This is a genomic window from Chloracidobacterium sp., assembly GCA_016716305.1.
Classification (GTDB): Bacteria; Acidobacteriota; Blastocatellia; order Pyrinomonadales; family Pyrinomonadaceae; genus OLB17.
This window is the reverse complement of the sequence record JADJWP010000002.1, coordinates 1746453-1770554: the sequence shown is the minus strand read 5'-3', so window position 1 is coordinate 1770554 and position 24102 is coordinate 1746453. Positions and strand designations below refer to the sequence as shown.

Annotated in this window: 25 protein-coding genes and 1 tRNA gene; 14 read left to right on the top strand and 12 right to left on the bottom strand. The window is 53.2% G+C overall.

Annotation, left to right across the window (positions count from 1 at the left end; genetic code table 11):
• Positions 1-54: 54 nt before the first annotated feature.
• The 4 genes from IPM28_09915 to IPM28_09900 all read right to left on the bottom strand — a co-directional run bounded on the left by IPM28_09915 (position 55) and on the right by IPM28_09900 (position 3114).
• On the bottom strand, positions 55-828 hold the full coding sequence (locus IPM28_09915; GenBank protein MBK9173303.1) for a class I SAM-dependent methyltransferase: 774 nt from the start codon (positions 826-828) through the stop codon (positions 55-57).
• Between the two features lie 24 nt (positions 829-852).
• Complete coding sequence (locus IPM28_09910; protein ID MBK9173302.1) at positions 853-1500, bottom strand: hypothetical protein; 648 nt, start codon at positions 1498-1500, stop codon at positions 853-855.
• A 33-nt stretch (positions 1501-1533) separates the two neighbouring features.
• Complete coding sequence (locus IPM28_09905; protein ID MBK9173301.1) at positions 1534-2547, bottom strand: methyltransferase domain-containing protein; 1014 nt, start codon at positions 2545-2547, stop codon at positions 1534-1536.
• 81 nt (positions 2548-2628) lie between these two features.
• Entirely contained in the window at positions 2629-3114 is a 486-nt protein-coding gene (locus IPM28_09900; protein MBK9173300.1) for a hypothetical protein, read from the bottom strand.
• 48 nt (positions 3115-3162) lie between these two features.
• Here IPM28_09900 and IPM28_09895 point away from each other — a divergent pair, with 48 nt between their 5' ends.
• Positions 3163-3426, top strand: coding sequence for a hypothetical protein (locus IPM28_09895; GenBank protein ID MBK9173299.1), 264 nt, complete (start codon positions 3163-3165; stop codon positions 3424-3426).
• A 3-nt stretch (positions 3427-3429) separates the two neighbouring features.
• Positions 3430-4275, top strand: a complete 846-nt coding sequence (locus tag IPM28_09890; protein MBK9173298.1) for a thymidylate synthase — start codon at positions 3430-3432, stop codon at positions 4273-4275.
• On the opposite strand, the gene IPM28_09885 is transcribed toward IPM28_09890, so the two are convergent.
• The 3 genes from IPM28_09885 to IPM28_09875 form a co-directional block, all read right to left on the bottom strand.
• The gene (locus IPM28_09885) at positions 4276-5502 is read right to left on the bottom strand and encodes an OmpA family protein (GenBank protein ID MBK9173297.1); all 1227 of its coding nucleotides are present in this window, start codon (positions 5500-5502) and stop codon (positions 4276-4278) included.
• A gap of 103 nt (positions 5503-5605) precedes the next feature.
• The gene (locus IPM28_09880) at positions 5606-6508 is read right to left on the bottom strand and encodes a VWA domain-containing protein (GenBank protein ID MBK9173296.1); all 903 of its coding nucleotides are present in this window, start codon (positions 6506-6508) and stop codon (positions 5606-5608) included.
• A 3-nt stretch (positions 6509-6511) separates the two neighbouring features.
• Positions 6512-6832, bottom strand: a complete 321-nt coding sequence (locus tag IPM28_09875; protein MBK9173295.1) for a zinc ribbon domain-containing protein — start codon at positions 6830-6832, stop codon at positions 6512-6514.
• A 154-nt stretch (positions 6833-6986) separates the two neighbouring features.
• Here IPM28_09875 and IPM28_09870 point away from each other — a divergent pair, with 154 nt between their 5' ends.
• A complete protein-coding gene (locus IPM28_09870; protein MBK9173294.1) occupies positions 6987-7565 on the top strand; it encodes a lipocalin family protein in 579 nt (192 codons plus the stop codon).
• A gap of 11 nt (positions 7566-7576) precedes the next feature.
• On the opposite strand, the gene trxB is transcribed toward IPM28_09870, so the two are convergent.
• Positions 7577-8590 carry a thioredoxin-disulfide reductase gene (trxB, locus tag IPM28_09865; GenBank protein ID MBK9173293.1) on the bottom strand — a complete coding sequence of 338 codons (1014 nt, stop codon included), beginning with the start codon at positions 8588-8590 and terminating at the stop codon, positions 7577-7579.
• A gap of 231 nt (positions 8591-8821) precedes the next feature.
• Between trxB and IPM28_09860 the strand changes: the two genes are divergently transcribed.
• From IPM28_09860 to IPM28_09850, 3 genes are all read left to right on the top strand, one after another.
• Complete coding sequence (locus IPM28_09860) at positions 8822-9199, top strand: PilZ domain-containing protein (GenBank protein MBK9173292.1); 378 nt, start codon at positions 8822-8824, stop codon at positions 9197-9199.
• Between the two features lie 63 nt (positions 9200-9262).
• Positions 9263-10045: an enoyl-CoA hydratase/isomerase family protein gene (locus IPM28_09855; GenBank protein MBK9173291.1), complete on the top strand. Its 783-nt coding sequence runs from the start codon at positions 9263-9265 to the stop codon at positions 10043-10045.
• A 73-nt stretch (positions 10046-10118) separates the two neighbouring features.
• Positions 10119-10194 (top strand) — tRNA-Ala (locus tag IPM28_09850).
• A gap of 42 nt (positions 10195-10236) precedes the next feature.
• On the opposite strand, the gene IPM28_09845 is transcribed toward IPM28_09850, so the two are convergent.
• From IPM28_09845 to IPM28_09835, 3 genes are read right to left on the bottom strand one after another with little or no spacing between them, the layout of a single operon-like run.
• Positions 10237-10695, bottom strand: a complete 459-nt coding sequence (locus tag IPM28_09845) for a hypothetical protein (protein ID MBK9173290.1) — start codon at positions 10693-10695, stop codon at positions 10237-10239.
• Between the two features lie 18 nt (positions 10696-10713).
• On the bottom strand, positions 10714-12291 hold the full coding sequence (locus IPM28_09840; GenBank protein ID MBK9173289.1) for an aspartyl protease family protein: 1578 nt from the start codon (positions 12289-12291) through the stop codon (positions 10714-10716).
• A 28-nt stretch (positions 12292-12319) separates the two neighbouring features.
• On the bottom strand, positions 12320-12982 hold the full coding sequence (locus tag IPM28_09835; protein MBK9173288.1) for an N-glycosylase/DNA lyase: 663 nt from the start codon (positions 12980-12982) through the stop codon (positions 12320-12322).
• Between the two features lie 308 nt (positions 12983-13290).
• On the opposite strand from IPM28_09835, the gene IPM28_09830 reads away from it, so the two are divergent.
• The 6 genes from IPM28_09830 (at position 13291) to IPM28_09805 (ending at position 20865) form a co-directional block, all read left to right on the top strand.
• Complete coding sequence (locus IPM28_09830; GenBank protein ID MBK9173287.1) at positions 13291-14712, top strand: D-alanyl-D-alanine carboxypeptidase; 1422 nt, start codon at positions 13291-13293, stop codon at positions 14710-14712.
• A gap of 107 nt (positions 14713-14819) precedes the next feature.
• On the top strand, positions 14820-16559 hold the full coding sequence (murJ, locus tag IPM28_09825) for a murein biosynthesis integral membrane protein MurJ (protein ID MBK9173286.1): 1740 nt from the start codon (positions 14820-14822) through the stop codon (positions 16557-16559).
• Between the two features lie 5 nt (positions 16560-16564).
• The gene (locus IPM28_09820; protein MBK9173285.1) at positions 16565-17071 is read left to right on the top strand and encodes a gamma carbonic anhydrase family protein; all 507 of its coding nucleotides are present in this window, start codon (positions 16565-16567) and stop codon (positions 17069-17071) included.
• Between the two features lie 146 nt (positions 17072-17217).
• On the top strand, positions 17218-18558 hold the full coding sequence (hisS, locus tag IPM28_09815) for a histidine--tRNA ligase (protein ID MBK9173284.1): 1341 nt from the start codon (positions 17218-17220) through the stop codon (positions 18556-18558).
• A 4-nt stretch (positions 18559-18562) separates the two neighbouring features.
• Positions 18563-20245 carry a sulfate permease gene (gene sulP / locus IPM28_09810; protein MBK9173283.1) on the top strand — a complete coding sequence of 561 codons (1683 nt, stop codon included), beginning with the start codon at positions 18563-18565 and terminating at the stop codon, positions 20243-20245.
• Complete coding sequence (locus IPM28_09805; protein ID MBK9173282.1) at positions 20242-20865, top strand: DUF1572 family protein; 624 nt, start codon at positions 20242-20244, stop codon at positions 20863-20865. Before sulP ends, IPM28_09805 begins: the two co-directional genes overlap by 4 nt.
• 30 nt (positions 20866-20895) lie before the next feature.
• Here IPM28_09805 and IPM28_09800 read toward each other — a convergent pair whose 3' ends face one another.
• Complete coding sequence (locus IPM28_09800; protein MBK9173281.1) at positions 20896-21249, bottom strand: hypothetical protein; 354 nt, start codon at positions 21247-21249, stop codon at positions 20896-20898.
• Between the two features lie 189 nt (positions 21250-21438).
• On the opposite strand from IPM28_09800, the gene IPM28_09795 reads away from it, so the two are divergent.
• Together IPM28_09795 and IPM28_09790 are read left to right on the top strand one after the other, a co-directional pair.
• Positions 21439-22617 carry a 1-deoxy-D-xylulose-5-phosphate reductoisomerase gene (locus IPM28_09795; GenBank protein MBK9173280.1) on the top strand — a complete coding sequence of 393 codons (1179 nt, stop codon included), beginning with the start codon at positions 21439-21441 and terminating at the stop codon, positions 22615-22617.
• A gap of 107 nt (positions 22618-22724) precedes the next feature.
• Positions 22725-24089, top strand: a complete 1365-nt coding sequence (locus tag IPM28_09790) for a site-2 protease family protein (protein MBK9173279.1) — start codon at positions 22725-22727, stop codon at positions 24087-24089.
• The last annotated feature ends 13 nt before the right edge of the window (positions 24090-24102 follow it).

The window sequence follows — 24102 nt, the reverse complement described above, 5'->3', positions numbered from 1 at the left end:
AAAATGATATTCGGCGAGAATAAATCGTCTTTCACCAACGAACTGGCCGCCCGCTTACGCGGGCGATTCTGACTTTTTCGCCACGATGACGATCGAGACACCGAACGGGAAATTCATTTTGTTAAGAATGAAGCGTTCGGCGGAAAATAACTTACCGAACACGCCGTTTAGGCCGGAGATCGTGATGTTGTTCTCGGATTCGGGTTTGATTCCGGTCAGCTTCATTATCGTTCGGCCGCCGAGGATCGGTGCGAAGAACGTAAAGTTTGCGTAAGTTGCACGTTCGACCGTGTATCCGGCCCTTTCGAGCCGTTCGACGATCTGTTTTTTGGTGTAGCGGATGCGGTGGTTCGAGATATCATCCTGCACGCCCCAGAGCCACATAAACGCCGGCACGAAGATCAGCGAATAGCCGCCGGTTTTCGTAACGCGAAACATTTCTTTTAGTCCCGCGATGTCGTCGTCGAGGTGTTCAACGACGTCGAGAGCCGTCGTGATGTCGAACGTTTCGTCTTCGTATGGCAGCATTTCTGCCAAACCTTTTTGAACCGTTAGGCCTTTCTTGCGGCAGAATTCGAGAGCATCGTCGGAAACATCGACGCCTTCGGCCGACCCGAACTGTGAGAGCATCTCAAGATTGGCTCCGGTACCACAGCCAACATCCAAAATGCGGAGTTCGGAATGCGGAATGCGGAATTTCGCGACAATGCTCTTAAGGAATGATTCAAGGATCGCACGTCGGCCGACGAACCACCAATGGCTATCCTCGACGCGATCCATTATCGCGTAGGTGTGCTGCTGCATTTCCTGCGGAAGTGCGGTGCTCATAAGGAAAATTATGCCATAACGCGGCTATTTTAGCCGCAGTCCCAAAAGCGCGCTGGCATGCGGACCTTCGTTCTTTCCCCGTTCCAGGCCATAGCTCTCACGAAGGCGGCGGGCGATGCCCTCGATATCGACAAAGCACGGGCCGGTTTCGGCTTCGCGCCCGAGTATCATCAGATGCAGCCCCTCATGGAGGTATTCGTCCTTATTTATACACAGCATGTACTCACCCGATATACGATGAGCTTCCCATTCGAGTTCGAAAAGGGTCGGATCGAAAATACTTAGCGGATTGGTTTCAGTGTCAGAAAAACTCGCGATGGTCTGCGCAAAATCGTAAGCATGTCGGCCTTCATGCACAAATGTGCCCTCGCAGCCGCGCTGTCCGCCGGTGTCGATCGTCTCTTCGGCAATGGCGATGTAGACCTCTCCGAGAGCATCACGCAGACTCAGGATCTCGTTGGCGATCCTTTGGTTCGTTGAATCCGGATCGATCAGCCCGGTTATCCCCGATGCATTGATCTCAGACACCGGCTTTACGCGCACGAGCATCTTTGACCTTACGATGTTGCCGGCGATCGACTTCTGAAGGTCGGTACCGTTTTCGAGGATCGATCGAAACGCATCTTCGACAGATCGGCGATACTTCTTGGCAATACCCTTTTCGAATCTCATACCGTTGGTCTGTTTGTTTTGCGAACCCGAGTTCTACCGGTCGCGGTTCTTACTGCCGACCCTGCCAAACCCACACCAGCTATTGCTGTTATGCCAGATGATCTCGACGTCCTCGGCTTTGATGTCCTCCCACCAATCCACAAATTCCTCTTTTGAAATATAAAATGCGGTCGGGGCCACAAGGTGATCGAAGACGATATTGTGCTGTTCGCGCCAGCCAAATGTGCCGAGGTGGTTAAGATAATCGTTGTAGAAAAGCCTCTTCGCGACGCCTTTCGCAGCGATGTTTGCCGGACGATAGACAAGCTTGGTGGTCAGGAACAGCGAAAGCGTCGGGAGTTTCGACAGTTGATAGAGCATCGGCTGCGACATTTTTGACGTAAAGCTCTCACGTATCGGATTGACGAATTTCGTGATCCACTCGTTATTCTCAGCGCCATAGACCCAGGCCGAAATGTGCCCGCCTTTCTGCACCTTTGAGGCGAGCGAGAGGAATGCCTTTTTCGGATCAGGCGTGTGGTGGAGCACGCCGACGCTGAATGCATAATCAAATACTTTTTTCAGCGGCAGCTTGAAGATGTCGCACTGGATGATATGGGCATTCGGCATTTCGCGGGTCAGAGCGAAAGCCGATTCGACGCCATCGCCGAGGTCGATGCCGACCACCTCTTTCGCTCCCCACTGGGCCGCAAGTTTTGTGTGCCGGCCTTTGCCGCACCCGCCCTCGAGCACGACCTTGCCTTCGAAAAACTCAGGCTTAACGGGCTGGATCCAACCGAGGAACTGATCGTTATATTTCGGATCTTCCTGAGTAAAATGCGTCCACTGCCAACCGAAGTTTTCAGCGGTCTCTGCCTTGTCGGCTTCGATCTTGGCTAGATCCGAAAATCGCGGCACGCCGCGGACGACCTTATACTCGCGGTCGCATTTTTTGCAGGTCAGAACGCCCTCGATGATCTCTTTCTCTTCGTACTTGCTCGCATACGCCAGCAGAATGTCTCCGCCGCACGTCGGGCAGGCAAGAAGGTCTAGGAGTTTTTCTTTCATAACAAGATAACCACAAAACTACACGAAAATTCACAAAAACTTAGAACCTGATATCTTTGTGGCTTCGGTATCTTTTAGTGGTTAAGTCGATCTCTGCTTAAATTCTTCGTACTCAGAATACGGAAACGGCTGGCGCCAGTTGAATTCGAATTCGTCGGTGTCGCGGTCTTCGTAGAGTTGATCGAATGTTTCTGCGAATGCGGCTAAAACTTCGGCTGTCGGTGCCGTATGTTTGTAAACCAGGTCGCGGTCGTTCAGGTCGCGGTCGTCGGTCGGATACTGATATATTTCGATGGTCAGATCATCGCCAGTTCGCACGAAGCGGAAATCGAATTCTTCGGGATCGCGATTCCATTTGAGTAGATGCTCAGACGAAACACCCTCCCTACCGGTCGGGTTTCTGCCTGCGTCGGCGATAGTGGTCAAGATCCGCATCAGATCCGGTAATGCGGTTTCATGCGGCGCATGGGCCGTCGTCGTGTGAAACTCGTTCTTGCCGTCGGAAAATCCGATCGACATCCATCCGCATTGCGGACTGTTAAAGCTGATCTCAAGTTTCCGCGTCATAAGTAGATTATGGTAGCTTTTCAGAAGGAGATTAGACAAACGTCGAAAATGACACATCTCAAGCCAAAGGTCTTATCAGGTGACGGAAAAAGCCCTGAAACCGCTGTTGTATTCGAACCGAGCGGTCGAAGATCGCGCGTTGCAGCCGAGCACGACTTCATCTGCGATCAGTTTGGGGTTGAGGACGTTCACTGGACGCTGCAGATTCACCTTACCAGCTTCGATCTGCAGAGCGTTTGGACGATCGAGTTGGAAGGAGGTTCACAAACGTCTGTCTACTTCGAAACTGAAAATACGATCGAAGACGATTAACGCATGCGGCAATACCACGACCTTCTTAAGCATATTTTGGAGAACGGCACGCGGCATGAAGACCGGACGGGTGTTGGGACCATCTCGGCGTTTGGATATCAGACGCGGTTCGATCTCCGGAAAGGATTTCCGATAGTGACGACCAAGCGCGTTCCGTTTCGCTGGGTCGCCGAAGAGCTTTTCTGGTTCCTGAGCGGTTCGACCGATGAGGCTGCTCTGCGTGCTCGCGGCGTTGATATCTGGCAGGAATGGGCGACCGCGGAACAGACGGCGAGGTTTGGCAGGGAAGAGGGCGACCTCGGGCCCGTTTATGGTTATTTGTGGCGATCGTTCGGCGGCGATTATCCGCAACAGAACGGAGTTGATCAGATCGCGAGGCTGATCCGCGAGATCGAAACGAACCCGAATTCGCGTCGGCTGATCGTGACCGGTTGGAATCCCGAGACCTGCGACGACGTCGCTTTGCCGCCGTGCCACACGCTCTTCCAATTCAAGATCGACGGCGGGAAAACACTGCATTGCCAGCTCTATCAGCGATCGGCTGATGCATTTCTCGGCGTGCCGTTCAACATCTCAAGCTACGCATTGATGACACACCTTGTCGCCCACGTATGCGGGCTTGAGGTCGGCGACTTTATACACACATTCGGCGACCTGCACATTTATTCAAATCACCTTGATCAGGTAAACGAGCTGCTCTCACGCGAACCGCTTCCATTGCCTGAGCTTAGAATTGAGAACGCCGCCGAGCTAAAGGGCCTCGACGGCTTATTATCGTTCAAGTTTGAGGATCTGGATCTTGTCGGTTACCGGTCTCACGGTAAGATCGCGGCTCCGGTCGCGGTCTGATCACCGTTTGACGATAGAGTATTGGATCCGCCGATTAAGGAACTTGCCCTGTTCGGTGTTGTTGTCGAATTTCGGCTGAGTTTCGCCGTATCCTCGCGTCTGAAGGCCCGCGGGGTTAACGCCATAGCGTGCGAGAACGTCTTTGACCGCTTTTGCACGGTTGTCCGAAAGGGCCTGATTTGAGGAATCGTTGCCAACAGAATCGGTATGTCCGCCGACCTCGAGAACCGTATTCGGCTCTCGATCCTGAAGTTTCTTAATAAACGTCGCACCTTTTTGTAATGCCGCGAGGCGCTGAGGCGGAACGTCGTACTTGCCGGAGTCAAAATTGATTATCAGGATGTTCAAAGCCCGCACAAGCGCTTCATCAGTGAACGGATCGGGCAGGTCATCGAGAGCCTTGTTATAACAACGCTCGGCCTTATCGAACTCGCCCGGACTAAAGCTCTCGCACGTTTCACCCGGCTTAACAGCCATTGCCTTGCACCTGGCAATGAGCGGGGCCGGATTGACGCCATCCTTCAGATCGACCTCGCGGGTCTCACACTCATAGGTCGGGTGAACGATCTTGATAACACGTCGGCCCGATTTCAACGGCGTCAACTCGATCGAACCGTCAGGACGGGTCAAGCCCCATGAACCGTCATCGACGAAAATGTCGCTTCCCGGAGGTGCGCTTTTTACCGTTACCGAATAGCTACTGTCGCGGATAAAAAAGAAATAGACGACGAGCAAGACGAGGATCGAGAACAAGAACATCGAAAACAGCCCGGCGCTCACCCAGACCCATCCTGGAATGCCGCCCTGAGCTTTTTGTTCCTGAGCTTCCTGTGCTGCCTGTTCGGTCGGTGTAGGCGGCAGGTTCTGATACTTCTGTCTCTCGGTCTCAGGTAATTGAAAATATGGTGTGGTCTTTTCGAACTGGCCCTCAGGTGCGCCGAAGTCCGTATCGGGAACTCGAGCATCGGGGCGGGTCGCTCCCCAATCGCTGTCGGGCTGACGTGCGGCTCCCGGATACATCGTTTTTCCGAAATCCTGCCGGTCGGTGTCGATCGGTTTTATGTTGGTAACCGTGCGGCCCCAATCGTCGGGAGCGGGTTGTTTCGGAAGATTGTAATTGGTCTTATCCCAATCGTTCGCGCCGATATCGTCAGGCATTTTGACGTTCGGTACGGTATTGGAAAAGTCATCGGGAGGCGGGCCCGGATTGTTTCTCGAATCGCTCACAGTTGATCAGGCTCCAGACAGATCGGGAACGGTTAATTGACGAAAGTTTAACACAAGTGCGCCCGTAAACTTAATAATTGTTAAATCAGAGCTGTTCGATGGGCTATTTGATGTTCGGCGGTTGAGCGGTTTTGGTCCTGATCGCAATGCCTTCATCGGCGAGCAGGAACACGCGACGGGCATCGTATGTGGATGTATTTTGAGGAAGATAAGAAAGCAGATATCTATTTCGACGAAGTTCATCGCAAACGAACTTCGCCGCAGCTTGAGCCTCGTCAAGCGGGAACGCCTTACCGCCAGTTCCTTCCGTCAGTTGACTGATAACGGCACCGGCCTTCGGTTGGTTTCGCCTGAACGCACCACCAGTTCGATCCGGTATCTGAAGGGCATAAACCGTAATGTTCATGAACTGGAGTTCGGCAAGTATCTTGTCAAATGCGGTTTCGCTGCCGCGGTCAAGGCCGTCACCGATCACCACGACGGCAGTCTTGCGCGTGCCGGGCATTAAAGGCCTGAGGATCTCACGAACGGTCGAATCAAGGGCGTCGAATAAATGCGGATTGCCCTTTTTCCGAAAAGTGGCAAGCGACGTTTCCATCTTTTTCGCGTCGTCGGTCCATTCCTGGACGATCTCGGCCTTTTCATCATACGCGATGACAAAAAGCTGGTCGCCGTCGAATATCTCGTAGGCGAACTCCATTGTCGCAGCTTTTAGTTTTTCGAGATCCGCCGGCAGCGTTTGGGAATTATCGACCAACAGTACGATCTTCGCCGGCGAAGGGTCAAAGCTGAAATTCTTGATCCGCTGCTCGATACCGTTTTCGTACAGAAACAGATTCTCTATCCTGATCGGATCTTTCTTGTCATCCGTTCGCCATGCAGAAACGCTGAGGATCGTTCCCTCAAGGTCGGTCCCGCGGGCGTTGTGCCGCGATTGGCCGATCGCGTCGCCAAAGATCGCGAGCGTGATGACCAAAATAAGGACCGATCGAGGTTTGAACATCATCAATTAGGTTTTCATTGCGTTGCCGTCCGCGGCCGGCTTAGTGGCCGTTTCAGTTTTTTCCTTTGATGCCGGTTCTGTCTTAACGGTTGATTCGGCCGGCGAAGTTTTTTCGGTGGTCGGCGTCGAATCGCCGTTAACTGCCTTTTTGCCGGCATAATCCGTGACGTACCAGCCTTCGCCCTTGAATTGAAATCCTGAAAGCGACCATTGTTTTGCGAGTTCGCCGCCGCATTCCTCGCACGTTTTTAGCGGTGCGTCGGAAACGCTTTGGCGTTTTTCAACTCGCCGTCCACACTTGTTACAAAGATATTCGTAAATTGGCATAAATAATGGATACCTCGATCCGCCGGGCCTTATGACGTTTCGTTAATTGAAACTGTATTTGGCGACCCATCGAAATCGCATTGCGTCAGCAGTTTTTGTACATCCGAACTCTGATACCACGATAGTCAGATATAAGTGCATCAAACGATATTATATGAAAAGTTTGTTGTTAATAATAGCGATACTAGTAAGCGGCACGATCGCCGCGGCCCAACCGAACACATCGAAACTCGAAACGGTCAATCCTTTCGATCTAAATAAATACCTCGGAAAATGGTATGAGATCGCAAAATACCCGAATCGTTTTCAGAAACAGTGTGTCGGCAACGTCACGGCTACTTATTCGAAAAAATCGAATGACCGGATCGAGGTGCTGAATGAATGTCTCAAAAAAGATGGCGTGATGGAAGCGGCGAAGGCTGAAGGGAAATTTGCGGATAAAAGCAGCATTTCGAAGCTGAAGGTCCGGTTCGCACCAAGCATACTTTCGTTCCTTCCATTCGTATGGGCGAACTATTGGATTATCGACATAGGCCCTAATTACGAATACGCTGTCGTTGGCGAGCCGAACCGGAAATACTTTTGGATCTTGAGCCGCGAACCCGTGATGAATGATCTGACCTATCAGAACATTTTGAAACGGGCCGAAGTTATGGGCTACGATAGCGGAAAGGTCGTGAGGACCCAGCAGGATCTCGATCCTGCAAAAGGGGCGGCTAGGAACCGATCGTAGTGGCGGCGGCCTCAGGCGCCAGCCTTAACGGCGTCCGGGTCAGAGCCTTCTTCATGTTCGGCGAGAAACCTTTCAGCGTCGATCGCCGCCATGCACCCAGTGCCGGCGGCCGTGATCGCTTGCCGGTAATAAGAGTCCTGAGCGTCACCGCAAGCGTAGACGCCCGGGACGTTCGTTTTCATCGTCCTGCCTTCTGTGATCAGGTAACCGACGTCGTCCATATCCAAAACACCTTCGAAAAGTTCTGTGTTCGGTTTATGCCCGATCGCGATAAAGACGCCCTGAGTCGGGTGATCCGACGCCTCGTTGGTTTGGTTGTTAAACAGACTAATGCTCTCGACGCCTGTTTCTTTCGAACCATGAATGGCAGTTACTTCGGTATTCCAAAGCACTTTGATCTTCTCGTGCCCCAAAACACGATCCGCCATTATCTTGGACGCACGAAACTCATTGCGCCTATGGATCACGGTCACCTCTGAAGCGAACCTGGTGAGGAAAAGTGCTTCTTCCATCGCAGTATCGCCTCCACCGACAACAACTATAGGCTTCCCTCTGAAAAAGAAACCGTCACACGTCGCACATGCAGAGACCCCGTTGCCTCCGAGACCTTCGGGAACCGGCTCCTCGCCCGGAATACCCAGCCATTTGGCCGAGGCTCCGGTCGAAATGATGAGGGTGTCGGCTTTGATCTCCGTGGTCACGTCCTCGGCATCCTGACTTTCCTTGCCGTATAACGTAAATGGGCGCTCGGATAGATCGACACGGTCGATCCAAACATTGATAATCTCGGTTCCGAATCGAAGAGCCTGCTCTCGAAACTCGTTCATCAACTCAGGTCCCATGATCCCTTTGGCGAATCCCGGATAATTCTCAACATCGGTCGTGATGGTCAACTGGCCGCCCGGCTGCGGACCATCGATAACGAGCGGCTCGAGCTGAGCACGAGAAGCATAGATGGCGGCGGTCAAGCCTGCAGGGCCCGAGCCTAAAATAACAACTTTGCGTTCGATAAATGTTCGTGACATCGGATGATTGGGCCCCTGACGGGGGAGCAAAAAGTTTGAATTCAGGAACGAATTCATAGTATAACTATCGCCGGTCGGGTAAGTCGAATCAGACGCCGACCGACGCTGTAGTGATGATCACCAATTCGGCTTGACTTATTCCCGCCGGCCAACGTCTACGGTTTGCATAATTCGCGGTTTTCCGTGTTAGACTTGTAACAATTAGACTGACCGCGGTTTCCAGATCAATTGATGCAAACAACCAGCAGGCCTCAGTACGAGGAAAAACGCTTTGCTCTCCGGATGGCTCTCCGCCTGCCGATAGTCGTGTCCGGACGAACCGAGGACGGCGCTGCATGGAGCGAGCCGACCGAGACCGACGATATTTCCACGCTTGGTGCCCTATTTCAATTGAATCAGGAAGTTTCGCAAGGCGAAAGCCTTTATATTCGCTCGCATCGGCCTGACGGCGTACCGGTCGAAGTCAAAGCCAAGGTCGTCAGGCTTACGCCGGCAAGCTATGGCACGACGCGGGTCGGTGTCTCGATCGTCGAATCGACAGAGAGCTGGCTACGCCTTTTCGTCTCTTGGATCGCTGACGACAACTTAAACGAAGGCATCGACGAATAAGCTGCCTCGAGGGAATAGATTTTGAACCAGATCGGCAGGCCTTAGAGCCTGTTTTACTTTTTTATGCCGCAATACGAAACGATAACAGTCGAAAAACGTGGCAAGGTCGCCGTAATGACGATCAACCGCCCGGACAAACTTAACGCGCTCAACAGCAAAGTGCATTCCGAGGGCGTGGCCGCTCTCGAAGAACTTCGGGTCGATGACGAGACGAGGGTACTCGTTATCACCGGCTCGGGCGAGAGATCATTCATCGCCGGGGCGGATATTGGCGAATTTGCCGGTAAAACACCCGTAACGCAGCGTGCTACGTTTCAAGAAAAGACGCTTTTCAATACGATCGATTCATTTCCCAAGCCCGTCATTGCTATGATCAACGGATTTTGCCTTGGTGGCGGCAACGAATTGGCGTTGGCATGTGACCTCAGGATCTGCAGCGAGAATGCGAAATTCTCGCAGCCTGAGATCAATCTCGGGATAATGCCCGGCGGCGGAGGAACTCAACGGCTGACCCGTTTGATCGGCGAAGGCCGATCGATGGAGATCATGCTGACAGGCGATATGATCGATGCAGAGACGGCGTATCGATTCGGCCTGGTGAATCACGTTCACACTTCGGCCGAGCTCGAGGCCAAAACATTAGAGCTGGCGGAGAAAATCGCCGACAAGTCCCCGATCGCGTTGCAGCTCTGCAAAGAAGCGGTGAAGTTCGCGTCGCGGTCTAACCTCGACGAAGGCCTTCGTCGAGAAGTCGACCTTTTTGCGATCTGTTTTTCGACCGAAGATAAAGAAGAAGGCGTCGCCGCATTTCTCGAGAAACGCAAGCCGGTGTTCAAAGGACGATAGGCGGATTGCTTGACGCAATAGGCAATTTTCGCTAGTCTCGTTCTTTGCCGGCGAACGCGGCAAGATCGGTCATGGGGTCGTAGCTCAGCTGGGAGAGCGCTGCAATGGCATTGCAGAGGTCAGGGGTTCGATCCCCCTCGACTCCACCAAATATTCGTTAAGGAGAGGCACCGAAACCGGTGCTTTTTCATTTACGTGTGTACGAGAAATTCTGGAGTAACGATCGTCGGTGAAAAAAATCCGGCCGTCGTATTGAACAAGCGAATGCGGGCTTGTTTTCTGACGCTGGCGATATGGCCGAAGTTCCACGTTACCAGGTAATCGATCTTGTGAACTGACGCGAGCGCTACATGCATTGCATCGGCTAGAAACTTGCGGTGAAAAATGCCCCGCGAGATGTAACCGTCCGCAAGGATCGCAACCTCTTCCGTCAATTCGAGGCGCGATGTCGTCTGGATGATCTTGAGGTAGCCTGTACGATGCGGTTCCGAGATCCGTTCAAGTTCCCTTTGGACCAGGATCGATGTGAACGAATCGTATTCAGAAAGTTCGTGTTCGAACCAGCGGATTGTCAGGTCGCGGCGAAACGCGTCGTCATTGTCGAGATACGCCCCGATGACTGACGTTTCGAGGTAAAGGGTTTGTTTCATTAGTTCGCGGCTGGATCTTTATGGTTCCTGAACTACGGGCTCAAATGTCACTTTCGAATTCTTAAAATCAAAGGTCATTCGATAATTCCGAAGGAAATTTCCTCCGAGTATACCGGCCTGTTCAAAACCTGACGCCTCGTTGATCATATCAAGATCAAGTGCGATCGCAGCAATGCTGGTCCGCGAATGGGTGCCAAAACTGACTTTCGGAAGAAGATAGGATGGGACGTCTTCGGTGACACCAGCGGCACCTATCACTCGCATGCGGGCACCGCGCTCGAATGAGCTGACCGATTCGAGACTGGCAACCTCGTCCGAGATGACCGAGACGCTTGCACCGGTATCGACGATGAAATTTAGCGGATTCTCGACACCCTCAAGAACTACCTCGCCGCTCAGAAAACCGCTTGACGTCAGTCGCAGCGGAACGCTTATGCCGTTCTTCACAGTTATCGCCCCTTCGCTGTCTTTTTTCGTGAGCGAAAAGGTCTGATCTCCATAATCGATCGTTGTCAAAAACTTCGAGATCAAGGCGAGGCCGATATAGCCATCCACTCTTGTGACGTTACTGTGAAACTTACGTATGTAAACCGGTACGTTCCTGATCTTGACCTCACCGACCTCGACCTCCCTCAAGAACCCGTAAACTATTTCAAACCGGCCATTGCCGCCAATACCCTTGGCGAAGCCCCCGCGGGTGATCGGCGTCATCTTAAGCCTGGCGGCGGTTTCCTCCGAGATCACAGAGATCCCTGATCCGGTATCGAGTACGAATCGGAATGGCTCATCACGTTCGTTGATTCGAAGTTCGATGACCGGGCGATTCCCGATCAATGAGAATTTCACCTTCGAGTTGTCCGGTCCGGCGGTTTGATAAAGCGACCGTTTGTACCCGAGGAACCGAAGGAAATCAATGAGGCCGCGGATGCGGGCACGGCGTTCGTCATCGGTGTTTTTTGAGATCGACAAAAAGCGGTTATAAGCGTCTGCGGCTTCAGCGTACCTTTCGGCCCGGGCCGATACCTGAGCAAGAGCGAAAACGAAATCGGGTTGGTTTGGATCGTGAAATACGGCCTCGCGAAGATTTTGAAGACTGTCGTCGATCCGGTTCTCATAAAACTCGAGCAAGCCGAAACCGGCCCACGCCAATGCTTCCTTCTTATCGAGCCTGAGGGCGGTGAAGAGCACCTGGCGTGCTTCGGCAAACCTACCGGCGGACAAAAGCGACGTACCCAAAACCGCGTAGGCGTGTGCATTTTCGGGCTCACTTGCCACGACGGCGTAGCTTATGTCGTACGCATCGACTATCGACCGCTGCTTTAGCAGCGCACGGGCGAGTTTGAGCTTGACCGACGAATCTGTTGGGTTTGTCTCAAGAACTTTGCGAAAGATCTTCGAAGCTTCGACGAAATTGCCTTGCTTGATCAGACGGTCGGCCTGCTTCAACAACTTCTTGTTGTCTTCAGCGTTGACCTGCTGGATATCTGAGCCAAAAGCAGTCCCGCAAACGAATACGGAGAAAATAAAAATGAGGGCCAGTCGTCTTAAGAGAAAAGGAGGCTTGGTTCCAAGTGGCGTCAGACGGTTTAACTTCATGTTTCTAACTCCTTTTCTTTTCAGCTTTCTATTTTAGGATCTCGCCTGTCTTCATCGACCAAAGAACAAGGTCCATTTCGTCAAAATCGATCTTGAGGTCATTCGCGAGACCTCTTAGTGAATCCTCGATCTTCAAATAGCGGTCACGATTGCCTGGCGGCTTTGGGTCGTCAATGATCGCCAACTCGGCAAGGCAGTTAAGTACGTGCTTATCTAGGATCGCATAACCTCGGAAACCGATGTTACGCAGAAAATGGCTGGCTTCCTTATAACCTAAGCCTTTGATGCCTTTTTCGCGTGCGAGCCAATCGCGCCTTTCGTTGTGATCGCCAAACCCGGAAAGTCGCTCACGCAACCGCATCCCGCAATCTGCTGTCAAATATTCACGTGATGCGACAATGTAACGCGATCGGGCGTTCGGGTATCGGTGGACACCGGTCAACGCCTTAGCAAGCCGCTGCTGTGATGCCGACATGATCAGGCCTTTCACTGCCTCGATCGAACGTAGGCCCATCCGGGCCGAACATCCGCCGGTGAAGAAACAAAAGACCATTTCTTCCCAAATATCAGCATCAGTTCCGTTGAGCCATATATTGTCAAATTCAGCAACGCGGCGCTGAATCTCTTCGCGGCGTTCAGCGTAAGCCAAAATGATCGATTCGATCGTGAGAGGTTCTTTGGTCTTGGTCACACGCCCGGAGTAATCCCGATTTTATTCCTGTGCCAAAGTGATGTCAATAAAATTCGGAACCGTCGATCGCTCGTTATCGTTTTAGCTACCATAAGGCAGAACTATTGCTGCCATAAGCTGCATTTGCAAAGAATTGCATCTTCAGAATGACAAAAATCATCATATGCCTCGTCATATCGATGGAGAAGGTTCGTCGACGGCATTGAAAAGGGGTTGAAATGATCGGGCAGGAATGTGGTATACTGATAAAAGCCTCTGAGTTCTGAAAAAGGGGCGTCCTGCACCACCCGTTATAGAAGAAAATATAAATGACAAGAATTTGCCGAAGTAAAACCAATTGGTTCAGCATTGCCGTCTTGATCTTTAGCGGTGTCGCTGCCTTCGGCCAGACTGCTCAGAATTCGCGTCCTCTGATGCAGGACATTCAGGTCTATCGCGAAGCACCCGAACCTTCGGCTACACCTCTTATCAGGCGTACCGGCAGCGTAACTGCAAAATCCGGTGACGTCGTCGCTCCGGGTTCGGTCTCGTCGAATCCGATCAAAACATCGATCCCGATCCTTGCAGACGCGGTCATTCCGGGGTACTCGGGCATTTTGGTCGAGTCGCTCGATGGCAACGTCGTGGTCGAAAGCGGTGCGAACATGGCACTCAACCCCGCGTCGAACGTAAAGGTCGCCACCACGTATGCAGTATTGAGGACGTTTGGGCCTGATTACCGTTTTCCTACCAATGTATGGACCGACGGCAGTTACGAACAGGAAACGGCAACGATCCATGGCAATCTGTACATTTCAGGACGTGATCCGGTGTTTTCGTTCGAGCACGCGATCTATATAGCAAATGAACTGAACCGTATCGGTATCCGCATTATCAAGGGCGATCTGATCGTAACCGACGATTTCTCGATGAATCACACTCAATCGCCGACGCGGTCGAGTCAGGTTTTGTTCGCTACGCTCGATGCATCGCAAAGAAGTGCGACCGCAAACCGAGCATGGGGAAATTATCGTATCAATTCAGGTAAATACGGCCAATTGAACGAAATACCAGGCATTGCATTTACTGGCAGCGTTTATGTCCAGCCAATGCCGAGCACCTTGCGACTACTGTTCTCACACGAATCGGCTCCGATGCGAGAGATCGTCAAGGTGATGATGAGCTACTCGAACAATTTCTTGTCCGATCGGCTTGGCGATATGGTCGGCGGGCCGTACGCGATCGCTCGGATGGTTCAGCAAAATACCGGCTCACTTCCGATGGAGTTCTCGATCCAGACCGCAAGCGGACTTGGCATAAACCGAGTTACCCCGAAAGCGATGATGCGTCTGCTTCGCGTCCTGCGTGACGACCTTTCGAACTGGCGAATGACATTTGCTGACGTGATGCCGGTTGCCGGCCTCGATCAGGGCACGCTTGAGGGCAGATTCGCAACAGATTTCTCAAAGGGCAGCGTTATCGGTAAGACAGGTACGCTCGGAAATACCGATGGCGGCGTCAGCGCCCTTGCCGGCGAACTCAACACAAGAAACGGTAAGCTGCTGTTCGTGATCTTCAATCAGCGAGGCAGCGTGGCTCGCTTCCGGAGTTTCCAAAACAACTACATTTCGATCATTCAGGGACAATTCGGTGGAGCCGTCCCGTTCTCTTATGCACCGGTTTCGCTTGATTCAAGATTGGCGAAAACGCGTATCTCGTACCCTGACGGACGGCCGCGGATCAGCGATTAGGCCGAATGTGAGATCTTTTGGACAAGGAAGCGTCAGATCGCTTCCTTTTTCTTTTTTTGCTTTAACGTTCGGCGTAATATACCTTCTTACTTTTGCTGTAGGTTGCAATGAGCGAGATCAAAGAAGGACAAGCCGAATCGGAAACACCCGAAGAGATCGCCGACCCGGTGAGCGGGCAGGCATCGGTCGGCAAACCCGAACAACGCAGCGTTGCACGATCGGCCGGGATCGTTTCGATCGCGGTGATGTTTTCACGAGTTCTGGGGCTTGTGCGCGAAACGATCTTCGCGCGGTTCTTCGGCGCCGGTTATCTTTACGACGCATTCGTAGTTGCCTTTAAGATACCGAATATTCTTCGCGATCTGTTTGCCGAGGGAGCTCTTTCGGCGGCCTTTGTAAAGGTCTTCACCGATTACCAGATCAAGAAGACCGAACTCGAAGCGTGGCAGCTTGCATCTCTTGTATTTAACGTCCTGGCGGTCGTGATGAGCATCATAACGGTGATCGGCATATTGCTCGCGCCGTGGACGGTGCCGCTTCTCGCCCGTGGTTTCCCGCCCGAGAAAGCGGCATTGGCCGTGACCCTAACGCAGATAATGTTCCCTTTCATTCTGCTGGTCGCTCTTGCCGCACTTGCGATGGGCGTGCTCAACACAAAGGGCCGGTTCGGTATCCCGGCTTCGGCGTCCACAGCGTTCAATATCTTCTCGATAACCACCGGACTTTTTTTCGCTTACTGGCTAAGCGGCGGCGGTTGGGAAAGGTCACCCGATAAGGACCTTGTTCCGAGTTTGGCCGCCCAATGGGCGATCATCGGTATGGCTATCGGTACACTGGCGGGCGGCGCCGCTCAGCTGCTTATCCAGCTGCCGTCAATGTTAGGTGTCGGTTTCAGGTTCTCTCCGAATCTTAGCTTTACCGACCCCGGGGTTCGCCGCGTTATGCGGCTGATGGGACCTGCTCTCATCGGCACGTCGGCAGTTCAGATCAAGGTCCTTGTGGACGTTTTCGTGGTCTCGACGATCGACGGCGGCCAATCATGGCTCAGCTATTCGTTCAGATTGATGCAGTTTCCGATCGGGGTATTTGGCGTTGCCATCGGCACCGCCGCGATTCCGACACTCTCGCGGCTGGCTTCCGAGAACAATATCGTCAGGTTTCGTGAAACCCTCTCAGATGCGATAAAACTCGTATTTCTACTTACGATCCCCGCGGCGTGCGGATTGATCGTTCTCGGTGAGCCGATCGTAGCACTTATTTATCAGGGCGGAGCCTTTCGAGCGTTCGATACGAACATGGTCGCATGGTCCCTCGCGGCATACTCGATCGGGCTGGCCGGATACGCTGCGATCAAGGTACTTTCGCCGTCATTTTATGCAATGGACGATGCCCGCACGCCGATGTTCATCAGCATTGCGACCATCGCGGTGCATGCACCGGTAAGCTTTGGAATGATGTATCTGTTGTCCGGCATCGGCGTATCTGCCGAGAGGCCGAACGGCTACGGCCATGTCGGTGTCGCTCTTGCCACGTCGGCCGTCGCGCTGGTGAACTTTACGGCCCTGACCTACTTCATGCGGAAAAAGATAGGCCGGCTCAATGGCCGCGACATCCTCGGGGCATTTGTCCGCGTGGCGATCGCATCGGCCGTTATGACACTCGTGTGTTATTTGAGCTATCGCGCGGTCGCCGCATTTTTCAACGTGGAGAATATCGGCGTCCGCATGCTCGAGGCTTTTATCCCGATCGGGCTCGGCGGTCTTGCTTTTTTTATCATGGCTAAATTATTGAGGATCAGCGAAGTGGAACAGGTCGTATCGATGCTTCGAAGGAAATTCGGCAGGTAAAGACGATGTACAGATCATTCATGGGGACGTCACCAAAAGTTCACGAATCGGCATTTGTCGCGGAGGATGCGATCGTCGTCGGTGATGTCGAGATCGGAGAGGACGCAAGCATCTGGTTCGGTTCGATAATCCGCGGAGACGTCAACTACATCCGCATCGGAGCACGGACCAACATTCAGGACGCGACGGTGATCCACGTGAGTTCAAAGACCCATTCGACGGTTCTCGAACACGAGGTCACGGTCGGCCACCGCGTCACGCTCCACGGCTGCTACGTCGAGACAGGATGCCTGATCGGTATCGGAGCGATCTTGCTTGACGGCGTCCGGGTCGGCGCAAACTCGCTGGTCGCAGCGGGCAGCCTGCTAACGCCCGGCACAGAAATACCTCCGGGTTCTTTGGTCATGGGTGCACCGGCAAAAGTGAAACGACCATTGACCGGCGACGAACTCGCCGATCTTCCTAAATTCTGGCAGAACTACGTTGAGCTGAAAAAGCAATATAAAAACTAGCCGTTAACGAAACAAGTTACATGAACTAAATGTTCGGATGGTTTTTCAAACCCTTCGCTCCATTGCCATCATACGAACCACACTCGTGAGGTATGCGTAGTGTGACAAATTTCTCTTCGACCGACTCTGCGGTAATATATTCTGCTATGTCCAAAACTAATCCGGCCCGCGGTATGCGCGACTTTCTTCCCGCCGACGTCCGCAAACGCGAATACGTCATCGGGATCATCAAGGAGGTTTACCAGAGCTTCGGCTTCGAGCCGCTCGAGACGCCGGCGGTCGAAGACCTTGATACGCTGATGGGCAAATACGGCGAAGAAGGGAATCAGCTGATCTTCAAGATTCTGAAACGTGGAGAGAAGCTCGATCTGCTGAACGCAAAGGCCGAGAGTGAACTCACCGATCTGGCTCTAAGGTACGACCTGACCGTGCCATTGGCTCGTGTCGTCGCCAACAACCGGAATGAACTTCCAAAATTCTTCAAACGATATCAGATACAGCCCGTCTGGCGTGCCGACCGCCCGGCACGCGGCCGTTTTCGCGAATTCTACCAGTGCGACGTGGACTCTATCGGCTCATCCTCGATGATGGTCGAGGCCGAACTGATCCTGGCCGTCACCGCAATTCTGCGCCGATTGGGATTTAGTGATTTCACGATTCGCCTCAATCACCGCGAGGTTCTGGCGGACATTCTGGATACAGCCGGGGTTGCGGCCGACAAGCACGGTGTTGCCCTGGTCGCGATCGACAAACTCGACAAGATCGGCAGCGAAGGGGTGGCAGCGGAACTTGCTGAACGAGGTATCTCGGAGAACGCGGCTGACATGCTCTTGAATATTTTCGAGCAGACGCAAAAGATCGTCGATGACGGAAAACAGGTCAATCGGACGATAGTCAGCAACCTGATAAACATCGTGAGTAATGAAGTACTGACCGACATCGGACACATTCTGACCTACGCCGATGACTGTCCCGTACAACTCGATCCATCGCTTGCCAGGGGACTTTCCTATTACACAGGCGCGATCATGGAGATCAGTGTCCCCGACCTCGGCGGCAGCTTGGGCGGCGGCGGGCGTTACGACGGCCTGATCGGAATGTTTGGCAAAGAGCAGATCCCGGCGTGCGGCTTTTCACTCGGCTTGGAACGCATCTTGGTCGTAATGGACGAACGTGGGATGTTCCCGCCGGAGATCGCCGAATCGACCCCCGCAGACGTAATGGTCACGGTATGGAGTGAAGAGACCGTCGGCGAATCGCTCAAACTCGCGGCCGAACTTCGTTCGAAAGGGCTTCGAGTGAGCGTCTATCCAGAACCGGATAAACTTGGCAAACAGATAAAATACGCGGATCAGATAAAGGTCCCCTGGGTCTGTGTCCTTGGTGAAAGCGAGATCGCAGCCAAACAGGTGACGGTTAAGAATATGAGGACCGGTACCCAGGAAACAACCGTGATATCTGAAGCTGCAGCCCGGATGAACACCTAGGCATATGCACCGCAAGTTGGAACCGAAACTGCTCACTGTCCTGAAAGAAGGCTATACGTTCAAGCAGTTTCAGGGCGATCTGACGGGCGGACTTACGGTCGGTATAGTCGCTTTGCCGCTAGCCATTGCGCTCGCTATCGCTTCGGGCGTAAAGCCCGAACAAGGGCTCTACACCGCTATCGTCGCAGGATTCGTGATAGCCATCTTGGGTGGTTCACGTACGCAGATAAGCGGCCCGACCGGCGCGTTCGTCGTGATCGTTTACGGCATCGTTCAGAAATACGGTTACGACGGCCTCGTCGTCGCAACTCTGATCGCGGGTGTGATGCTTGTTCTGATGGGGCTCGCACGGATGGGAGCATTGCTCAAATTCGTACCCTACCCCGTCATTGTAGGTTTCACCTCTGGTATCGCGGTAATAATCTTCTCTTCGCAGATCAATGATCTACTTGGCCTGAACATTGAAAAGGTGCCGGCCGATTTTGTTGAGAAATGGGTCGAGTACATCCGGTATTTCAGCAATATCGATCCATACACGCTTGCTGTCGGTGCCGCATCTCTCCTGATCATTATCGTCTGGCCAAAGGTCACTCATAGGGTGCCAGGCCAGCTTATCGCGATCCTCGCCGTAACGTTCGCCGTTCAGTATTTTCAGGTGCCGGTTGCCACGATCGAAACACGATTCGGCGGAATGCCTACCGGCCTCCCGTCTCCGCAGATGCCGACAGTGACCTGGGCCGTGTTTCAGGAACTGTTCACACCCGCACTCACCATCGCAATACTCGCGGCGCTCGAATCGTTACTGTCGTCTGTCGTTGCCGACGGCATGACGGGAACGCGTCACCGTTCGAACATGGAACTCGTCGGCCAGGGTGCCGGAAACATCGCGTCGGCAATTTTTGGAGGCATTCCCGCGACCGGGGCGATCGCTCGTACGGCGACCAACATCAAGAGCGGCGGCAATACACCCATTGCAGCGATCATTCATGCGGTTTTCCTGCTGCTTGTGCTTCTGCTGATCGGCAAATGGGCGGCAATGATACCGATGGCGACGCTCGCGGCGGTCCTGATCGTCGTCGCTTACAACATGAGCGAGTGGCGCGAATTCAAGCATCTGCTCAAGAGCCCGCGGGGCGACATAGCCGTGCTCCTGGCGACTTTTCTTCTGACCGTTTTCATCGAGTTGACGGTCGCGATACAGGTAGGCATTCTGCTTGCCGCCTTCTTATTCCTCCAAAAGATGTCGAAAGAGGCCCACGTAGACATCATCACGGAAACGCTCGAAGAGGACGAGGAATTCAGGTCCCGCGACATGTCGAAGATCGATATTCCGAAGCGGGTCGAGGTGTTCGAGGTCTACGGCTCGCTATTCTTCGGCGCGGTCAGCCAATTCAAAGAATCTATCCGGATCGTTTCCAACAAGCCGAAGGTCATTATTCTCAGGATGCGTTATGTTCCGACCATTGACGCGAGCGGTGTACATATCCTCGAAGAGCTAGTGAGGGAGGCGCATTCGAACGGGTGTATTATCGTATTTTCCGCGGTGTCGCGTTCGGTTTACCGCGTGATGCGGAAAAGCGGTTTTGTGGATATGGTCGATAGGAGAAATTTTGCTACAGACATTTTCGGCGCGCTCGAGATCGCACGACTCCATCTCGATCCCGGCGAAGTCGACACGACGCGATGAACCATTTGATCGACAATTATAAAGAGGACGCGATCGCCTCATTTCGCAGCTACAAGAGTCTTGCCGAGCGCGCGATCGGCCAAGTCTCGGACGAGGAGTTTTTCGCCACGATAGATCAAGAGTCGAATTCGATTGCGTTGATCGTCAAACACATCGCCGGCAATCAGCGGTCGCGGTGGCGCGACTTTTTGAACTCAGACGGGGAAAAGCCTGACCGCGCCCGCGATACTGAATTTGAGCTGCTCGAGGACACCCGAGAATTGTTAATGAATCGTTGGGAAGAGGGGTGGCAGATCCTTTTCGATGCTCTCGAACCGCTGAACGAAGACGACTTTGGGCGAATCGTTTCGATTCGCGGTGAACCGCATACCGTCATCGAAGCCGTAAACCGTCAACTGACGCATTATGCTTATCACGTTGGACAGATCGTATTTCTTGCCAAGCATCTGCGAGCCGCGGATTGGAAGTCCCTTAGCGTTCCTCGCGGCCGATCGGCTGAGTTCAATCAGTTTCTCGCCGAACAACCGGCCTCCGGTGTCGGTAAACCCGACCGTCTCGATGTACCGGCGGCATTTGCCGCATCCATAGAAAAGCCGTCTGAACCAACCGGTGAGAAATGAAGATCGGGGAGAGCGCCATCACATTCAGATCTAGCGAATACGGACTCGACGGATGACCTGCGTCTTTGTTCTGCCATTCGGCAGATGGGTGACACGGATCGTCTCGCGGTATGTGTTGAACCAACGCCGGACGATTCGCGTGGTCACGTAGGAATACGGACGACCTCGATTCCAACGCCGATCGTCGTAACGCCGGTCATCGTGTCTATCACGGCGGTCGTACCTATCGTAGCGACCGCGCCGGTCATTGTGTCCGCGACGCCGATCATCCCAAAACTGGTCTGCTGATGACGCCGCTGTCGAAACGGCCGCTTTTGTCTCTAATGCAGTTCCCAACAAGACAGCCGAGCTAAAGATCAGTCCTAAAACAAATGTCTTTTTCATCGCATTTCTCCCCTTTTTAAGTAAGATCTGCATGTCCAGACGGGGTGAGATACCCTTTGCCCATCAACAACGGTCCGGGGTAAATGTGTACCAAGCCGATACACATCATTGGATTGCACTTGTTTTCGACCGCAAGTAGCGTGCCGTTAGTGCAGGCAATATGCTAATCTTTAGCTTTCGGGCAGGTCTATGAAAGGCATTTCCATCCTTGGTTCCACGGGTTCGATCGGCTGCAGTACGCTGAAGGTCATTGAACATCTCGGAGATTTTCGAGTTGTCGCGATGGCCGCCGGCCGAAATATGGAGGCATTCGCCGACCAAATTGCACAATTTAAACCCGAATTCGTGTCGTGTGACGACGATGTCTGTGCAGAGACCCTGGAACGTGAACTTGATCGCCGTGATATTTCGATACCAAGAATAGGTGTCGGCGTCGATGGCCTTGTCGCTGTGGCCACCCATCCAGAAGCTCAGACCGTAGTGTCGGCAACTGTCGGAGCCGTCGGTTTTGTCCCGACTTTGCGTGCGATCGAGGCCGGCAAGCGTATTGCACTTGCAAATAAAGAAACACTCGTAATGGCCGGGGAGCTTATGACTGCTGCAGCAGCAAAAAGCGGAGCTGAGATCCTGCCGGTCGATTCCGAACATAATGCGATACATCAGTGTCTTCGTGGTGAAAGGCTGACCGAAGTTCGCCGTCTCGTGCTGACCGCATCGGGTGGGCCTTTTCGCACGAAAACAAAAGAGGAGATCGCGCGTGCGACGCGGCAAGAGGCTCTCGATCACCCAAATTGGAAGATGGGCGAAAAGATCACGATCGATTCGGCCACGTTGATGAACAAGGGGCTCGAGGTGATCGAAGCGAAATGGCTCTTCGGTTTTGGAGCCGATCAGATCTCGGTCATTGTGCACCCGCAATCTGCAGTGCACTCAATGGTCGAAATGGTCGACGGCTCGATCATCGCCCAGCTTGGCGTGACCGATATGAAACACCCTATCCAATATGCATTGACCTTTCCTGATAGGCTGCAGAATTGTCTCGAACCGCTTGACCTTGCGAAATTGGGTCAACTCTCGTTCGAGGAGCCGGATCTTGATAGGTTTCCGTGCCTTGGCCTTGCGTATGACGCCTTACGTAAGGGCGGCACGATGCCGGCGGTACTCAATGCAGCCAACGAGGTTGCTGTCGCCGCATTTCTTGAAGGGCGAATCGGGCTTGGCGAGATCCCCGTTCTGATAGGCCGCGTTATGGACCGTCATAAACCGGAACCGACGGCGAATATCGACGACATCATTCGCGTGGATAAAGCCGCTCGCGAGGACGCAAATGCAATGATGCACGCAGATGTAACATCCGCCGCGTCCTGATAAATAGTTTGACTCGAGTTTTAGAGGGCCTTAAACTTTAATTTACAACGAAATCTTGCGATTTCTGCTCTAATTTGAATGGTCGCTGGTGACCTGAACCGAACTTTATGCCAGATATTCTAATCGTCATATTAGCAGTTGTCTTTGTCCTTGGGGTAGCGATAAACATCCATGAATTCGGCCATTTTATCGTGGCTAAGATGTTCGGGATGCGTGTTGAGGCCTATTCGTTCTTTGGTCTTGGCCCGCGTGTTTGGGGATTCAAGAAAGGGCACACCGATTACCGCATCTCTGCGATCCCCCTCGGTGCTTATGTGAAGCTTTATGGCGATGAGGCAACGGCTTCGCTCGAGGGCGGAGCATCTGACGGCGAAAAGGTCCCTGACGAAGAACTGTATGAATTAAGGCCGCGCTGGCAGAAGTTTCTCGTCATGCTCGGCGGGCCTTTTATGAACATTGTGCTCGCACTCGCGATCCCATTCGCGGCAGCCTTGATTTATGGGATACCTTCGATGCCGGCGCCCATCGTCGGGGTTACAGCGCCCGGTGGAGCAGCCGAAGCTGCAGGCGTTCAGGCAGGAGACCGGATCGTAGTTTTCAACGGCGTCGAAAACCCGACATGGGAGGCCGTAAAAGACGAGACGTTGATCTCGCCGGGAAAACCGCTGCAGCTAACCGTCGATCGAGGTGGCAACAAGGTCTCCTTGACATTGACGCCCGCTGAAACAATGGTCGACGGAAACAAGATCGGGGAGATCGGGCTTGCGCCGGACGCCGGGGTTGAGCCTGTCGAGGCCAGTACGGTAATTGCGGGCAGTCCTGCAGAAGAAGCAGGCTTAAAGACCGGCGACCGGGTGATCGCGTTCAACGGCAAGACCGTTCGAAACAGCCAGGACCTTACCGTTCAGCTGCGTGAGAATAAAGATGCTCCGGGCAAGTTGACGGTAGAGCGAGACGGTCAGAGAGTCGAATTAACGACCGTCGCTCGAGTGAGCGATGACGGCGTCTATCGAATCGGTGCCCAGTTTGGCCCCGGAACTTTTGCAACGCGGGTGCCGGTCGGCATTGTTGGTGCAGCCGGATTCGCGTATGACTCGAATATCCGGATACTGAAGTTGACCGGCCGCGTTTTCGGGCAGTTGTTTGCCGGTGAACGATCGGTGAAAGATGCGGGCCTGGCCGGTCCGGTCGGGATAGTTCAGATAATCGCAAAGGTCGTTCGCGAGGCCGGATTCGTCGGCCTGTTCTCGATCCTTGCGGTCATCAGCCTGAATCTCGGCGTGTTCAATCTGCTGCCGATCCCGCTGCTCGATGGCGGTCAGATCATGGTGCTTGGGATAGAAAAGGTAATGTCCTGGTTTGGGCGAACACTTTCGATGGCGGTTCGCGAAAAGATCCAAATGGCCGGCCTCGGCATTATTCTTCTGTTAATGGTATTCACACTGTTTTTGGATATTTCGCGGTTCTTCTGATCTCAACGCGAAA

What these genes read in the sequence shown, in the direction of transcription:
- IPM28_09880 (MBK9173296.1), bottom strand. Translation starts at nt 6,508, where the DNA reads ATGATGTTCAAACCTCGATCGGTCCTTATTTTGGTCATCACGCTCGCG.
- IPM28_09820 (MBK9173285.1), top strand. Translation starts at nt 16,565, where the DNA reads ATGTACAGATCATTCATGGGGACGTCACCAAAAGTTCACGAATCGGCA.
- IPM28_09800 (MBK9173281.1), bottom strand. Translation starts at nt 21,249, where the DNA reads ATGAAAAAGACATTTGTTTTAGGACTGATCTTTAGCTCGGCTGTCTTG.
- IPM28_09905 (MBK9173301.1), bottom strand. Translation starts at nt 2,547, where the DNA reads ATGAAAGAAAAACTCCTAGACCTTCTTGCCTGCCCGACGTGCGGCGGA.
- IPM28_09910 (MBK9173302.1), bottom strand. Translation starts at nt 1,500, where the DNA reads ATGAGATTCGAAAAGGGTATTGCCAAGAAGTATCGCCGATCTGTCGAA.
- IPM28_09895 (MBK9173299.1), top strand. Translation starts at nt 3,163, where the DNA reads ATGACACATCTCAAGCCAAAGGTCTTATCAGGTGACGGAAAAAGCCCT.
- IPM28_09875 (MBK9173295.1), bottom strand. Translation starts at nt 6,832, where the DNA reads ATGCCAATTTACGAATATCTTTGTAACAAGTGTGGACGGCGAGTTGAA.
- IPM28_09790 (MBK9173279.1), top strand. Translation starts at nt 22,725, where the DNA reads ATGCCAGATATTCTAATCGTCATATTAGCAGTTGTCTTTGTCCTTGGG.
- IPM28_09870 (MBK9173294.1), top strand. Translation starts at nt 6,987, where the DNA reads ATGAAAAGTTTGTTGTTAATAATAGCGATACTAGTAAGCGGCACGATC.
- murJ (MBK9173286.1), top strand. Translation starts at nt 14,820, where the DNA reads ATGAGCGAGATCAAAGAAGGACAAGCCGAATCGGAAACACCCGAAGAG.
- IPM28_09890 (MBK9173298.1), top strand. Translation starts at nt 3,430, where the DNA reads ATGCGGCAATACCACGACCTTCTTAAGCATATTTTGGAGAACGGCACG.
- IPM28_09840 (MBK9173289.1), bottom strand. Translation starts at nt 12,291, where the DNA reads ATGAAGTTAAACCGTCTGACGCCACTTGGAACCAAGCCTCCTTTTCTC.
- hisS (MBK9173284.1), top strand. Translation starts at nt 17,218, where the DNA reads ATGTCCAAAACTAATCCGGCCCGCGGTATGCGCGACTTTCTTCCCGCC.
- IPM28_09845 (MBK9173290.1), bottom strand. Translation starts at nt 10,695, where the DNA reads ATGAAACAAACCCTTTACCTCGAAACGTCAGTCATCGGGGCGTATCTC.
- IPM28_09900 (MBK9173300.1), bottom strand. Translation starts at nt 3,114, where the DNA reads ATGACGCGGAAACTTGAGATCAGCTTTAACAGTCCGCAATGCGGATGG.
- IPM28_09830 (MBK9173287.1), top strand. Translation starts at nt 13,291, where the DNA reads ATGACAAGAATTTGCCGAAGTAAAACCAATTGGTTCAGCATTGCCGTC.
- IPM28_09855 (MBK9173291.1), top strand. Translation starts at nt 9,263, where the DNA reads ATGCCGCAATACGAAACGATAACAGTCGAAAAACGTGGCAAGGTCGCC.
- IPM28_09795 (MBK9173280.1), top strand. Translation starts at nt 21,439, where the DNA reads ATGAAAGGCATTTCCATCCTTGGTTCCACGGGTTCGATCGGCTGCAGT.
- sulP (MBK9173283.1), top strand. Translation starts at nt 18,563, where the DNA reads ATGCACCGCAAGTTGGAACCGAAACTGCTCACTGTCCTGAAAGAAGGC.
- IPM28_09915 (MBK9173303.1), bottom strand. Translation starts at nt 828, where the DNA reads ATGAGCACCGCACTTCCGCAGGAAATGCAGCAGCACACCTACGCGATA.
- trxB (MBK9173293.1), bottom strand. Translation starts at nt 8,590, where the DNA reads ATGTCACGAACATTTATCGAACGCAAAGTTGTTATTTTAGGCTCGGGC.
- IPM28_09805 (MBK9173282.1), top strand. Translation starts at nt 20,242, where the DNA reads ATGAACCATTTGATCGACAATTATAAAGAGGACGCGATCGCCTCATTT.
- IPM28_09860 (MBK9173292.1), top strand. Translation starts at nt 8,822, where the DNA reads ATGCAAACAACCAGCAGGCCTCAGTACGAGGAAAAACGCTTTGCTCTC.